Genomic DNA, 14,860 nt, shown 5'->3' with positions numbered 1-14,860 from the left:
TGAACACCGGCAGCGCACAAAGACCGGGAGGGAAAGGGAAGCTATGGAACAAAAAAAATGGCATCAGTTGGACGCGGAAGAACTGCAGCATGTCCTCGGCGTTCACCCGCAGCAGGGCCTTTCGGAAGAAGAGGCGGAGGAAAGACGGAAGAAAAACGGATGGAACGAGCTTTCGGAAGGAAAGCGTATTTCTCCTTTGGCCTTATTTCTGAACCAATTTAAAGATTTCATGGTGCTGGTGCTGATGGGGGCAACGCTGGTTTCGGGCCTCCTCGGCGAATACCTGGACGCCATCACCATTATCGCCATCATTTTGCTGAACGGTGTCCTCGGCTTCATCCAGGAGTTCAAGGCGGAACGCTCCCTGCGCGCGCTGAAGCAGCTGTCCGCTCCGGGAGCGAAGGTGCTTCGGGGAGGCAAGGTAGTTCAGGTGCCGGCCAAAATGCTCGTTCCGGGGGACGTCGTTCTGCTGGAAAGCGGAGACCGTGTGCCCGCCGATGTCCGCTGGCTGGAAACGAGCAGCTGTTACATTGAAGAATCCGCGCTGACCGGGGAATCGGTGCCGGTAGGCAAGCATGCCCAGCCTATTCAAGAAGCGGACGTGCCCCTTGGCGATCAGAAGAACACCGGCTTCATGGGAACCATGATGACGCGGGGGACCGCCAAAGGCGTTGTCGTGCGCACCGGCATGGATACGGAAATGGGGAAAATCGCCGATCTGATCCAGAATACAGACTCGCAGGAAACGCCGCTTCAGCACCGCCTGGAGCAGCTCGGCAAAATGCTCATCATCCTGTCGCTGGGGCTTACGGTCATGGTCGTCGTTGCCGGAATTTTGCATGGACAGCCTGCCGTCGGCATGTTCCTGGCCGGCGTCAGCCTGGCCGTTGCGGCGATTCCCGAAGGACTGCCTGCCATCGTGACCGTGGCGCTGGCGCTCGGCGTGCAGCGGATGATCAAGCGGAAAGCGATCGTGCGCAAACTGCCGTCGGTCGAAACGCTGGGCTGCGCATCGGTCATCTGCTCCGATAAAACCGGAACGCTGACGCAGAACAAAATGACCGTTACGCGCGTATGGGTCGGGGGAAGAAGCCTGGAGGTCACCGGCGACGGTTATGCACCGACCGGACAAATCCTCGAAGAGAAGAAGCCGGTCGACGTGAAGAACGACCAGGGGCTGCGCAGGCTGCTCCAGATCAGCGCGCTGTGCAACAACGCGGAAATTTACGAAACGGCGGCTCCGGAGTCGCGCGGCAAGCGCAAAGGCAAGGAGGAGCCTCAAGGCCCGGTATGGGAGCTGAAGGGGGATCCGACCGAAGGGGCGCTCATTACCCTCGCTTCCAAAATGGGGATGACGACGCAGTCCTTGTCGGCACTGTATCAGCGGGATAAGGAATTTCCGTTCGATTCCGAACGGAAGCTGATGTCGGTCGTGGTGAGCCACCAGGGCGGCAAAATTTTATGCACCAAGGGCGCGCCTGACGTGCTGTTGAACCAGTGCACTTATATATTGTGGGAAGGCAACGTCGTGCCGTTTACCGGCACGCTCCGGCAGAAGGTGCTTGCCGCCAACGAAGAGATGGCTTCCTCCGCGCTTCGCGTGCTGGGGACGGCATACCGCGACCTGCGCCCGCATGATTCGCTGGACAGCGAAGCGGACGCCGAGAGCCAGCTCGTCTTCGTCGGCCTCGCCGGCATGATCGATCCGCCGCGCCGCGAAGTGCGCGATGCGATTAGCACCTGCCGCCGCGCTGGCATCAAGACGGTGATGATCACCGGTGACCATGGCACGACTGCCGAGGCGATCGCCCAGCAGCTTGGCATTATGCCGCGCGGAGGCGAAGCCATGTCCGGCCAGGAGCTGTCGCAGATCGACGACCAGGAGCTCGATGCGAAGGTCGACAACGTGTACGTGTACTCGCGCGTATCCCCTGAGCATAAGCTCCGCATCGTCAAATCTCTGCAGCGCAAAGGCCATGTCGTCGCTATGACCGGCGACGGCGTCAACGATGCGCCGGCCATCAAGGCGGCGGACATCGGCATTGCCATGGGCATTACCGGTACCGACGTCACCAAGGAAGCATCGGCGCTCATCCTCAGCGACGACAACTTCTCGACGATCGTGGCGGCAATCGAGGAAGGCCGGAGCATCTATGAGAATATCCGCAAATTCATCCGGTATTTGCTTGCATCGAACGTCGGTGAAATATTAACGATGTTCTTTGCGATGATGCTCGCCCTGCCGCTGCCGCTGCTGCCGATCCAGATTTTGTGGGTCAACCTCGTGACCGATGGCCTGCCGGCGATGGCCCTGGGCGTGGATCAGCCGGAGAAGGACCTCATGGAGCACAAGCCGCGCGGGGCCAAAGAAAATATATTCGCCCGCCGGCTGGGGTGGAAGATTATCAGCCGCGGCTTCCTGATCGGTCTGTGCACGCTCGGCGCGTTCTGGCTCACTCTCCGCGTTGATCCGCACAACGCCGCTCAGGTCACCAAAGCCCAATCGGTAGCTTTCGCCACGCTCGTTATGGCCCAGCTCATCCACGTGTTCGACTGCCGGAGCTCCAGGTCGATCTTCCATCGCAACCCGCTGCAAAACAAGTACCTGGTGCTGGCGGTGCTGTCTTCGGTCCTGCTCATGCTCGGCGTCATGTACATCGAGCCGCTGCAGCCGATCTTTAAAACCGTGCCGCTCGGCTTCCGCGAATGGTGCATTACGATCGTCGGCGCCGGCGTGCCTACCTTCCTGATGGGCATCGGCAGCGTATGGGGCGGAAGACGCAACAAGCGGCGGGGAAGCGGCCGCCTCGTGGCGAAAAGTACAAACATTTCTGCATAAAGTCAATAGCACGGCCCGGTCCTTTGAGGTATGCTAGTGGACAGTAAAAAGCTAGCATAACAAAGGAGTGGCACCATCCATGGAATTTACAAAAATGCACGGACTCGGGAACGACTTTATCGTTATCTACGGCGAGAAGGCTCTGCCGGACAACGCGGCAGAGCTCGCCTTGAAATGGTGCGACCGCTATTTCGGCATCGGAGCGGACGGACTGGTATATATTTTGCCGTCAGAGAAGGCGGATTTCCGCATGCGCATCATCAACTCGGACGGCTCGGAAGCGGAGCAGTGCGGCAACGCCATCCGCTGCGTGGCAAAATACATGTACGACCACGGCTATGTCAGCAGTGAGCAAATTACGATCGAAACGCTTGGAGCCGGCGTGCAGCCGGTAACGATCCATGTGGACAACGGCCTGGCCGCCACCGTCACGGTGGATATGGGCGAGCCCGTGCTCGACGGATTGAGCGTACCGACGACGATTGACGCGAACCCGGTCGTGGATGCGCCGATCGAGGCTGACGGCCGGCAGTTCCGGTTTACGGCCGTGTCGATGGGCAATCCGCACTGTGTCATTTATGTGGACGATGCGGTGAACTTCGACCTCGCCACCTGGGGGCCAAAGCTGGAAGTGCATCCGGTATTCCCGAAAAAGGTGAACGTCGAATTCGCGACCGTGAAGGACCGCGGTACCGTGGACATGCGCGTCTGGGAGCGCGGCGCCGGTCCGACGCTGGCCTGCGGAACCGGGGCGTGTGCAACCCTCGTATCCTCCGTGCTGAACGGTTTAACCGACCGGTCGGCATCGATCCGGCTGAAAGGTGGAGACCTGTTCATCGAGTGGAGCGAGAAAGACAACCACGTCTATATGACAGGCCCTGCGGCTGTCGTGTATACGGGAAGCGTCCAGGACGTTTAATCGCCCGGACTTTTGAAAAACCTGCGTTTAACACTTCAATAGCCCGGGGAGCGTATCGGCGGATACGATCCGCCGGGCTTTCCTGTTTCTTGGGGGCGCAGATCGTCCAAATCCGACTCTAGTAAAATAACTGGAGGATTCTATGACTTATCTTGTGCGCTGATTTATGATACATTAATGTGAAACTACTTTTTCGGGGTGGAGGAGCCAACATGAAACCGGATTTGCGTCAAGCGTGGGATCAACAGGTGCTGATCGGCGACGGAGCGATGGGCACTTTTCTATATCAAATGGGCTTTCCTGTGGGGATTTCCTATGAAGAACTGAACCTGACCTCACCGGAGGTCATCAAGGATGTTCACCGGCGTTATGTGGAAGCGGGGGCTCAAATCATTGAGACCAATACGTTTTCGGCCAACTTCGACAAGCTGTCCAAATACGGCCTGGAGTCGAAGGTGGAGGATATCAACCGGGCGGGTGTCCGGATTGCACGGGAAGTAGCGGGATCCGCCGGCTATGTGGTCGGAGCCATCGGTTCCATCCGCGGCGGCAAACGGACCAACGTCTCGACGGCCGAGCTTAAGAAATACTTCGAGCAGCAGATTCAGGCCCTTCTTCAAGAAGGAGTGGACGGCATCCTGCTCGAAACCTTCTACGATGTGGAAGAACTGTATCTGGCCTTGTCTATCGTGCGCAAGCTCAGCCCGCTGCCGGTCATCTGCCAGTTCGCCGTTGAGGACGTAGCCCGGACCTTGGACGGCTATACGATGCCGGAAGCGTTCCGGATGATGCAGCAGCAGGGCGCGGACGTGATCGGCTTCAACTGCCGCACGGGCCCGAACGGCATCATGAGCGCGATGAAGACCCTCGGCGGCCACTTGTCCGTGCCGATGTCAGTGTATCCGAATGCCGGGGTCGCCGATTATGTGGACGGGGAATATCAGTACGGGGCCAAGCCGGATTATTTCGGCCAGATGGCGGTGAAATTCGCCGATCTCGGCTCCCGGATCATCGGCGGCTGCTGCGGGACGACGCCCGCGCATATCGCGGCCATTTCGTCGGCGCTTCAGGGCTACGAGCCGCAGCCGATTACGTACGGGCCGATTGACATCGCCCCTGCCCCGATCGAAATCCATGAACATCTCGCGCCAGACGGCGGCGGTGAAGGCAAAGGCGGCAACCCGAACCTGGTCGACCTCGTCAAAGAGCGTCACACCGTCATCGTGGAGCTGGACCCTCCGCGCGATTTGGATATCGCCAAATTTATGAAGGGTGCGCAGGTGCTGAAGGATGCCGGGGCGGACGCGCTGACCCTCGCTGACAACTCGCTTGCGGTTACGCGGATGAGCAATATGGCTCTCGGCCATCTGGTGCAGGCGCAGACCGGTTTGCGCCCGCTGGTGCACATCGCCTGCCGGGACCGCAACTTGATCGGAACGCAGTCGCACCTTATGGGCTTTGACGCCCTTGGCATCGATCACGTGCTGGCTGTCACGGGCGACCCCGCACGCTTCGGGGATTTGCCGGGATCGAGCTCTGTATACGATTTGACTTCTTTTGAGATTATACGAATGATCAAGCAGTTAAATGAGGGAATCGCCTTCTCCGGCAAGCCGCTCAAGCAAAAGGCGAACTTCGTCGTCGGCGCGGCGTTTAACCCTCACGGGAAGCATCTCGATAAAGCCGTGCTGCGATTGGAACGCAAAATCGCTGCCGGCGCCGATTATATCATGACCCAGCCGGTGTACGATCCGGAGCTGATCCGCGCACTGAAGGAAGCGACGAGCCACCTCGACATTCCGATCTTCCTCGGCATCATGCCGCTGGCGAGCGGGCGCAATGCGGAATACCTGCACAACGAGGTGCCGGGAATCCAGCTCTCGGACGATGTGCGCCGCCGGATGAGCGGCCTGGAAGGCGAAGAAGGAAGAGCCATGGGGGTTGCCATTGCCAAAGAGCTGCTCGACGTGGCGATGGAGCATTTTAACGGAATTTACTTAATGACGCCGTTTATGCTGTATGACATGAGCGCCCAGCTCATCAGCCATGTGTGGGAGAAATCCGGACGCCGGCAGTCCCCCTTGTTTCACAGATAGTTATCAATTACAATAGTGTAATGGATGTGGTGCCGATGTCTTTCAGCATGACCGGTTACGGTCAATCCGCCCTTCATTTCGGAGGGTATAAAGTGGAAATTGAAGTGAAATCCGTGAACCACCGATACTGCGAAGTGGTCATACGCCTGCCGCGTGAATGGACACGCTTTGAGGACCCTTTGAGAAGAACGGTACAGCGGTTTGTCAAGCGCGGCCGGATCGATGTCTTTATTAACAAGGAGGCGGAAGAGAATACCGCTCCGCCTGTTTTGTTAAATCATAAAGCCGTCAATACTTATATGGAGGCGGCGCGTGAGGTATCCGAGAGGCATGGCCTGAACGGCGAACTGACGGTAAGAGACCTGCTGTCCCTGCCGGGCGTGTTTCTCACACCCGAGGAAGTCGGGACAAACCTTGATCCGGAGCCTGAAGAGTGGGGACGCGTACTTGAAGAAGGTCTTGTAAGGGCTATGGAAGGACTCGTCGCGATGAGGACTTCCGAAGGAAGCTTCCTTGCCCGTGATGTGGAGCAGCGCCTGAACCGGCTGGAGAAGCTTCACGGAGAAATGGTACAGCTCGCACCCAGCGTAGTGGAAGAATACCGCAATAAGCTCAGACAAAGGCTGACTGAACTGAATGACGGTTCGTTTGCTTTTGATGAACATAAATTTGGCATGGAAATTGCTATTTTTGCAGACCGCTGCAATATCGATGAGGAATTGATACGTCTGCACAGCCATTTTGAGCAATGCAAAGGATTACTTCGTGCGGATGAACCGGTCGGAAGAAAACTCGATTTTCTGATTCAGGAAATGAACAGGGAAGTCAATACGATTGGATCCAAGGCCAATCATCTGACTCTGGTAAACCGTGTTGTCGAAATGAAAGCGGAGCTGGAAAAAATTAGAGAGCAACTGGCCAATATAGAGTAAGGCACAATTTCGACAGAAAACAGGAGAGAGTCAAATGAATAGGGGGAAGAACCTGAATATGGCAATCAAACTCATTAACATCGGCTTCGGGAATATTGTATCGGCTAACCGTATCATTTCGATTGTAAGCCCCGAATCAGCGCCTATTAAGCGGATTATTCAGGAAGCAAGAGATCGTCACATGCTGATCGATGCGACCTATGGCCGCAGGACGCGCGCCGTAATCATTACGGACAGCGACCATGTCATCCTGTCGGCGGTGCAGCCGGAGACGGTGGCTCATCGCCTGTCCAGCAAAGATGACGATAATGACGAATAACAAGATGGGGAGTAATATGTCAAAAGGTATATTGTTTGTATTGTCAGGACCTTCCGGGGTCGGTAAAGGAACCGTGTGCAGCGCGCTGCGCGGGAAGCTGCCGGATTTGGTCTATTCGGTATCGGCGACGACACGGAGTCCGCGCCAGGGAGAAGTGAACGGGGTCAATTATTTTTTCAAAACCCGTGACCAGTTTCTGGATATGATGCAGAACGACCAGCTACTGGAGTATGCGGAGTACGTGGGGAACTATTACGGAACGCCGCGCGATTTCGTAGAGAAAACGCTGGAGAGCGGAAACGATATTATTCTGGAAATTGAGGTACAGGGTGCCCTTCAGGTCAAACAGAAGTTTCCCGAGGGGGTATTTATTTTCCTGCTGCCGCCTTCTCTGGACGAACTCAAGGACCGGATTATCGGGCGCGGTACGGAGAACCAGGCGACGATCGACCACCGCATGACGGTGGCGGTTGACGAAATCAATTTGATGCAGCATTATGACTATGCGGTGGTTAACGATCAAATTGATTGCGCCTGCAAACGAATAGAATCGATTATTATCGCCGAACATTGTAAAATCAAGAAATAAACGAAGACAGCAGCCATTTGAGAATAATAAAAGAGGTGTCGCCAAGTGTTGTACCCATCGATTGATGAAATGATGAATAAAGTCGACAGTAAATACTCGCTGGTCGTCGCGGCTTCCCGCCGTGCGAGACAGCTGCGCGAGGGCGCGAAGACCGACCTGAAGCATCCAAGATCCCACAAATACGTGGGCGTGGCGCTTGAGGAAATTTATGGGGATATGATTCGGGTGATTCCGGAACCGGTCGCCGAACGGGATGAGAATAAGGCGTAAGCCTGTTCTTCCCGGGACGGGGCTTTTTCTGCTGTTATGCGGCAGGTCTAACAAGAACTCATATTAAGTTTGCAGCAAGAGCGTATAGACGTCTTCCAGATACAACCGCAAGGTTGTATTTTTTTCTCTATCTAAATGAAACGGAAAGCGGGGAAATCGTATGTTAACCGGCAAAACCATCGTGCTCGGTGTGACGGGTGGAATCGCGGCGTTCAAGGCGGCCAGTCTGTGCAGCAAGCTGGTGCAAAAAGGCGCAGATGTCCACGTGATCATGACGGAATCGGCGAAGCAGTTTATTACGGAGCTGACCTTTCAGAGTCTGTCCAAAAATCCGGTATACAGCGACACGTTCGATGAGCGCGATCCATCCGTTGTCTCCCATATCCATCTGGCCGATGAGGCCGACCTCGTTCTCATCGCACCGGCTACAGCCAATATGATCGCAAAAATGGCCCATGGCCTGGCGGACGACATGCTGTCGACGACGCTGCTTGCCACCGAGGCGCCGGTCATGATCGCACCGGCCATGAACGTGCATATGTATGCCCATCCGGCGGTTCAGGCCAATATGCGGCTGCTCGAGTCCCGGGGCGTGATGATGATCGAGCCCGGCGAAGGACTGCTTGCCTGCGGCTATGTGGGCAAGGGACGGCTGGAGGAGCCGGAAACGATCGTCCAGGTGGTGGAGCGCTTTTTTGCGGCTCACAATGAATCCATACAAGGGCAGGGTCTGCTCCGCGGGAAAAAGGTCATCGTCACCTCGGGCGGAACGGTTGAACGGATCGACCCGGTGCGTTACATCACCAATGATTCTTCCGGGAAAATGGGGTTTGCCATCGCCAAGGCCGCCAAAGACATGGGCGCGGAGGTGCATGTCGTTTACGGCCATACGGACGTTGAGCCCCCTTCGGACGTGGACGCGGTGAAAGTCCAGTCCGCCGAGGATATGTACCGGGCGGTGCTGGAACATTGGGAGGACAGCGACCTGGTCATCAAGGCGGCGGCTGTCGCGGATTACCGTCCGAAGGTGACGGCCGCAAGCAAAATGAAAAAGTCGGGGGATACGATGACACTCGAGCTCGTCAAAACGGTGGATATTCTGGAGGAGCTCGGCAAGACGAAGACAAAGCAGTTTTTGATCGGATTCGCAGCTGAGACGAATGATGTGGAGAAATATGCCCAGGATAAGCTGAAACGGAAAAACGCCGATCTGATCGTGGCCAATGACGTAACGGCGGAGGGAGCCGGTTTCAGATCCGATACCAACATCGTTCAGGTATACGATGCCGGCGGACTGGTCGAACAAATGCCCGTAATGACCAAGGACGAAGTGGCCCGGCGCCTGCTGACGATCGCTGCGGCCCGGATGAATGGGGCTTTGTCCTGATGGAGATGCGTGTGGCAAAGGTGATCGTCGACGTCCCGGTGCGTGATACCGACCGTCCCTTTGACTATCTCATTCCCGAATCCATGCGGGCATGGATCGAGGTGGGAAGCCGGGTCGGTGTGCCGTTCGGCCACCGCACGGTCCAGGGATTCGTGGTCGCGCTTGAGCCGGAGCCGGCGGCTGCCGGCATGAAGCTTAAGGCCATCCAGGAAGTGCTTGACGTCATTCCGCCGCTGTCCGAAGAGCTGGTGGAACTGGCCGGGTGGATGAGCCGCAGGTATGCCTGCCGGATGATTACGGCGCTTCAGGTCATGGTGCCTACGGCCCTCAAGGGCAAGGCCGAACGGTTTATCTCGCTCGGAACCCCGCAGCCGAAGGAGCCTGAGGATTTGTATTCCGGCGGCTTGTTCGAATTGGAACTGGAGCCTTCCGGCGGCGAGCGGGCGATTCTTGATTTCGTCGAAAAAAAGGGTGAGGTCACCTCCAAGCAGCTGAGCAGGCAGTTTCCGGACAGCGCACCGGCGATCAAATCGCTGCTGCGCCGGGGCGTGCTGCAGGAGAACCAATCCATCAAGGACAAGCTGCAGATCAAGACGCTGAAAGCCGTCGATCTGGCGGTAACGCCGAACGAAGCGGAGGCCGCGCTGGCGTCGTTCGCGCCGAAAGCACAGCGTCAGCGCGAGGTGCTGCAGTTTATTGTGGAAATGAAAGAGATGCTTCCGCTTGCGCTGAAAGATGTCCTGGCGACGCTGCAGGTTTCGGCCGCGACCGTGAAAGGGCTGGCGGATAAAGGTTACATTACGATTGAGGACAAGGAAGCGTTCAGGGATCCTTACCGGGGTCGCTGGTTTAAGCCAAGCGATCCGCTGCCGCTGACCGCGGAGCAGCAGAACGCCTATGACCGTATTGTCTCGGTGCTCGATGCGCAGCGGCACGGGGTGTTTCTGCTGCATGGGGTTACAGGCAGCGGAAAGACCGAAATCTACCTGCAGAGCATCCAGCGCTGTATTGCGCAGGGCCGACAGGCCATCGTGCTCGTGCCGGAAATTTCGCTGACGCCGCAGATGGTGGAACGGTTCAAAGGGCGCTTCGGCGACCAGGTCGCCGTCATGCACAGCCGCCTGTCGGGCGGGGAGCGCTACGACGAATGGCGTAAAATCCGCGAAGGCCGGGCGGCCGTCGCCATCGGCGCCAGATCGGCGGTGTTCGCGCCGTTTGCCAAGATCGGGCTCATCATTATGGACGAGGAACATGAAACGTCGTACAAGCAGGAAGAAAGCCCGAAATACCATGCCCGGGACGTGGCTGTCCAGCGGGCGATGCAGCACGGCGCGGCGGTCATTCTGGGCTCGGCGACGCCTTCGCTTGAGAGCTACCATGCCGCGAGATCGCAGGCGAACGACGAGTTTGCACCAATGCTGCTCGAGATGAAGGCCCGGGCGCTCGGAAACGAGCTGCCTGGAGTACAAATCATCGATATGCGGGAAGAATTAAAAGAAGGCAACCGCTCCATGTTCAGCCGTTCGCTGCATCAGGCGGTTGCGGCCCGGCTGGAACGCAAGGAGCAGACCGTGCTGCTGCTCAACCGGCGCGGCTACTCCACGTTCGTCATGTGCCGCAGCTGCGGCTACGTGGCCGGCTGCCCCGAATGCGACATTTCGCTGACGTACCATCAGAAATCGAACAACCTCCGCTGTCATTACTGCGGCTATGCCGAGCCGGCGCCGTCCGTGTGCCCGGAATGCGGAAGCGAGCATATCCGCTATTTCGGCACCGGTACACAGCGCGTTGAGGAAGAGCTCGCGAAGCTGTTCCCGGGGATCCGGGTGATCCGGATGGATGTGGATACCACGACGGAGAAGGGGTCGCACGAGAAGCTGCTGAAGCAGTTCCGGGACAAAAAAGCGGACGTGCTGCTGGGCACCCAGATGGTGGCCAAAGGGCTCGACTTTCCGGACGTAACGCTGGTCGGCGTTATTACGGCCGATTCGGCGCTTAACCTGCCGGATTTCCGCGCCGCGGAGAAGACGTTCCAGCTGCTGACCCAGGTCGCCGGCCGCGCCGGCCGCCACCAGCTGCCCGGGGAGGTCATGATCCAGTCCTATACGCCGGATCATTATTCGATTATTCACGCCAGCGGGCACGATTACGATTCGTTTGTCCGGGAGGAGCTGAAGCATCGGCGGAACCTGCATTATCCGCCGTACTGCCGGCTGATTCTGGTCACGCTGTCGCATGAGCAGCTGCCGTTTCTCGTCCGGATGGCGGAGAACATGGTATCCGTCCTCCAGGGCAAAGCCCGGCAGAAGGGTTGGTATGGCAGCCTGGACCGGCTGACCTCGGACGCTTTTGACGTACTGGGGCCGGTGGCATCTCCTGTGCCCCGGATAAAAAATAGATACAGATTTCAATGTATGATAAAATGGCGTGGGACCATCGACGCTGTCGGCCTGGTCAGGGAAGCCGCCGAGCAGCTCGAGGATACCGCGCAGAATCCGAAGCTTCAAATCAGTATCGATGTAGACCCGCAAATGCTGATGTAGCAGCCCTAAGCGGCGTACCGTCATCATATGGAATCATGGATGAATAACCAACAATGAATATTTGAACCCGATAAGGAAGGTGTCAGCATGGCGATCCGAATTATTGTGAAAGAACCGGATGAGGTTTTGCATAAAACCGCTAAAGAAGTGAAAGAAGTTACCCCTAATGTCAAAAAGCTGCTGAACGACATGGCGGACACGATGTACGACGCGGAGGGCGTTGGCCTTGCCGCGCCGCAGGTTGGCATTTTGAAGAGACTGATCGTCGTCGATGTCGGCGATGAGCACGGCCTGATCAAGATGGTCAACCCGGAAATCGTAGCCAAGGATGGCGAGCAGTTTGGCCCAGAGGGCTGCCTGAGCATTCCCGGATTAAACGGAGACGTCCGCCGTGCCGAGCAGGTTACGGTGAAAGGGCTGGATGAGAACGGCAAGGAAGTGACGATTACGGGCACCGGCCTGCTGGCCCGCTGCTTCCAGCACGAAATTGATCATTTGGACGGCGTGCTGTTTACCGACATTGCAGAAAGAGTGTATGAGTATACGCCGGAACGCGCCGGAAAGGAGTAATGCCTGATGAATATCGTTTTTATGGGGACGCCCGCGTTTGCCGTTCCCAGTCTCCGCATGCTGCTTGCGGAGGGCTACAACGTCGTGGCCGTCGTCACGCAGCCGGACCGTCCGCAGGGACGGAAGAAGGTGCTGATGCCGACGCCCGTCAAGGAAGTGGCGCTTGAGCACGGTCTGCCGGTGCTGCAGCCGCAGCGTATGCGCAATGTCGAAGCGGTAAGCGAGCTCGCGGCCTACAAGCCCGACTTGATCGTTACGGCCGCTTACGGGCAAATTTTGCCGAAAGCGGTGCTGGATCTGCCGGCCAAGGGCTGCGTCAACGTTCACGGCTCGCTTTTGCCGAAATACAGAGGCGGCGCACCGATTCAGCGCTGCATCATCAATGGCGAGACGGTGACGGGCATTACGCTCATGTACATGGCCGAAGGGCTGGACACGGGCGACATGATCGCCCAAGTGGAGGTACCCATCACCGACGAGGATACCTCGGGAACGCTGTTCGAGAAGCTGAGCACCGCCGGGGCGGCGCTGCTCAAAGAACAGATGCCGCGGCTGCTGGAAGGCGGCGTCCCGGTGACGGTCCAGGATGACTCGCAGGCTACATACGCCCCGAACCTGAAGCGTGAAGACGAGAAAATCGACTGGAGCAAGGCGACGCGTGATATTTACAATCAAATTCGCGGCCTGGTGCCTTTTTCCGGGGCGTTTACGTTCTGGAACGACGACGTGTTCAAGGTCTGGGGCTCCCGCAAAGGAGAGAAGGCCTCCAAGGAAGCGGCTCCGGGAACGGTGCTTCAGCTTACACCGGAGGGGATTGAAGTAAAAACCGGCGACGGGGCCCTGTGGCTGACCGATATTCAGCCGAGCGGCAAGAAGGCGATGGATGCCGGGCAGTTTATCCGGGGAACCAGCATGACGCCCGGGACGGTGCTGAAGTGAGCGGACGCGGAACCCAAGAACGGAAGGGCCGCCAGCCCTCGGCGCGCGAGCTGGCGATGGATATTCTGACACGCGTGGAGCAGGAAGGCGCCTACAGCAACCTGCAGCTGAACGCTGCGCTGCAGCGCGCGAACCTGTCCCGCGAGGATGCCGGCCTTGCGACCGAGCTCGTGTACGGTCCGATCTCCCGGATGAACACGCTGGATTATTTCCTGAACCGCTTTGTCAGCAAAGGCGTGAGCAAGCTGCAGCCCTGGGTGAGAAGCCTGCTGCGGCTCAGTCTGTACCAGATCATGTACCTGGACCGCATTCCTTCCCATGCCGTGGTTAATGAGGCTGTGAACTTGGCTAAGCGCCGCGGCCACCAGGGCATTTCCGGGATGGTGAACGGCGTGCTCCGGAACGTGCTGCGCAGTCCCGACAAGCTGGTTCTGCCGGAAAGTCTCGGACCGGCCGAACGGATCGCGCTGGAGCATTCCCATCCTGAATGGCTGGTTCAGCGCTGGATCGGGCAGTACGGGGAAGAAGCGGCCGAGGCGATCTGCCGGGCGAACAATGAGCCTCCGGCCGTCAGCGTCCGGGTGAACACGACGATGATCAGCCGCGACGGCCTGCTAGGCGAGATGGAGGAGAAAGGCATGGACGCGGTGCCATCTCCGCTTACGCCGGAAGGTATTCTCGTCCGCAGCGGGGGCAATATGGCCCTGACCGGCTGGTACCGGGACGGCCAGCTGTCCGTACAGGACGAGAGCTCGATGCTGGTCGGGGATGCGGTAGGTCCCGAGCCCGGCATGAGGGTGCTCGACTGCTGTGCCGCCCCCGGAGGCAAGACGGCGCATATGGCCGAGCTCATGCGGGACGAGGGGAAGATCATCGCCAACGATCTGCACGAGCATAAGCAGAAGCTGATCCGCGAGCAGGCCGAGCGGCTCGGGCTGGACGCCATCGAGCCGGTAACCGGCGATGCGCTGGAACTGGCCGGACGGTATCCGGCGGCGTCCTTCGACCGCATTCTGCTGGATGCCCCATGCTCCGGCCTTGGCGTTATCCGGCGCAAGCCGGACCTGAAATGGGCCAAAACCCCGGGGGACATCGAGGAGATCGCGGCCCTGCAGTACCGGCTGCTGGAATCGGTGTCGGCTCTGCTCCGGCCCGGCGGCATTCTCGTATACAGCACGTGTACGATCGAGCCGCGGGAGAACGAGGAGAACGTCGAGCGGTTCCTGCGGAACCACCCGGAGTTCGCCATAGCACCGGAAGCGCCTCCTACCTGGGAACGGCTGCTGGATACGGCGCTGCCGCGGGGCGGCGGCGTACAGATTTTGCCCCAGCATTTTCATAGCGACGGATTTTACATTGCACGGATTCAGAGACTCTCCTAAACTAGCGGACCGCCCGCACGGGCAGCCGCTGCTTCCTGTAACCCGCCGGGCGCGAGCTTGGCGGGTTTTCTCTTT

Annotated in this window: 12 protein-coding genes; all 12 read left to right on the top strand. The window is 58.2% G+C overall.

Annotated features, from left to right (window positions below):
• The first annotated feature begins 43 nt into the window (after positions 1 to 43).
• The 12 genes from ABIE48_RS20880 (at position 44) to rsmB (ending at position 14,785) form a co-directional block, all read left to right on the top strand.
• The gene (locus tag ABIE48_RS20880) at positions 44 to 2,839 is read left to right on the top strand and encodes a calcium-translocating P-type ATPase, SERCA-type (protein WP_192715663.1); all 2,796 of its coding nucleotides are present in this window, start codon (positions 44 to 46) and stop codon (positions 2,837 to 2,839) included.
• A gap of 79 nt (positions 2,840 to 2,918) precedes the next feature.
• Positions 2,919 to 3,758, top strand: a complete 840-nt coding sequence (gene dapF / locus ABIE48_RS20875; protein WP_192715662.1) for a diaminopimelate epimerase — start codon at positions 2,919 to 2,921, stop codon at positions 3,756 to 3,758.
• Positions 3,759 to 3,970: 212 nt separating this feature from the next.
• On the top strand, positions 3,971 to 5,854 hold the full coding sequence (locus ABIE48_RS20870) for a bifunctional homocysteine S-methyltransferase/methylenetetrahydrofolate reductase (RefSeq protein ID WP_192715661.1): 1,884 nt from the start codon (positions 3,971 to 3,973) through the stop codon (positions 5,852 to 5,854).
• 35 nt (positions 5,855 to 5,889) lie between these two features.
• Entirely contained in the window at positions 5,890 to 6,786 is an 897-nt protein-coding gene (locus tag ABIE48_RS20865; RefSeq protein WP_192715660.1) for a YicC/YloC family endoribonuclease, read from the top strand.
• A gap of 58 nt (positions 6,787 to 6,844) precedes the next feature.
• A complete protein-coding gene (gene remA / locus ABIE48_RS20860; protein ID WP_006209218.1) occupies positions 6,845 to 7,105 on the top strand; it encodes an extracellular matrix/biofilm regulator RemA in 261 nt (86 codons plus the stop codon).
• 16 nt (positions 7,106 to 7,121) lie between these two features.
• Positions 7,122 to 7,694, top strand: a complete 573-nt coding sequence (gene gmk / locus ABIE48_RS20855) for a guanylate kinase (RefSeq protein WP_116229595.1) — start codon at positions 7,122 to 7,124, stop codon at positions 7,692 to 7,694.
• A 45-nt stretch (positions 7,695 to 7,739) separates the two neighbouring features.
• Entirely contained in the window at positions 7,740 to 7,964 is a 225-nt protein-coding gene (gene rpoZ / locus ABIE48_RS20850) for a DNA-directed RNA polymerase subunit omega (RefSeq protein ID WP_076169934.1), read from the top strand.
• 160 nt (positions 7,965 to 8,124) lie between these two features.
• A complete protein-coding gene (gene coaBC / locus ABIE48_RS20845; protein WP_145023720.1) occupies positions 8,125 to 9,351 on the top strand; it encodes a bifunctional phosphopantothenoylcysteine decarboxylase/phosphopantothenate--cysteine ligase CoaBC in 1,227 nt (408 codons plus the stop codon).
• Between the two features lie 5 nt (positions 9,352 to 9,356).
• Positions 9,357 to 11,894, top strand: a complete 2,538-nt coding sequence (gene priA / locus ABIE48_RS20840; protein WP_145024576.1) for a primosomal protein N' — start codon at positions 9,357 to 9,359, stop codon at positions 11,892 to 11,894.
• An 87-nt stretch (positions 11,895 to 11,981) separates the two neighbouring features.
• Positions 11,982 to 12,464, top strand: a complete 483-nt coding sequence (def, locus tag ABIE48_RS20835; RefSeq protein WP_076169936.1) for a peptide deformylase — start codon at positions 11,982 to 11,984, stop codon at positions 12,462 to 12,464.
• A 6-nt stretch (positions 12,465 to 12,470) separates the two neighbouring features.
• Positions 12,471 to 13,403: a methionyl-tRNA formyltransferase gene (gene fmt / locus ABIE48_RS20830; RefSeq protein WP_192715659.1), complete on the top strand. Its 933-nt coding sequence runs from the start codon at positions 12,471 to 12,473 to the stop codon at positions 13,401 to 13,403.
• 56 nt (positions 13,404 to 13,459) lie between these two features.
• Entirely contained in the window at positions 13,460 to 14,785 is a 1,326-nt protein-coding gene (gene rsmB, locus ABIE48_RS20825; RefSeq protein ID WP_192715862.1) for a 16S rRNA (cytosine(967)-C(5))-methyltransferase RsmB, read from the top strand.
• Positions 14,786 to 14,860: the final 75 nt, after the last annotated feature.

It is taken from the genome of Paenibacillus sp. OAE614 (assembly GCF_040546645.1).
In the GTDB taxonomy this organism is placed as follows: domain Bacteria; phylum Bacillota; class Bacilli; order Paenibacillales; family Paenibacillaceae; genus Paenibacillus_AQ; species Paenibacillus_AQ favisporus.
Note: the sequence above shows the minus strand (reverse complement) of the source record. Positions and strands in the feature narration are given on the sequence as shown.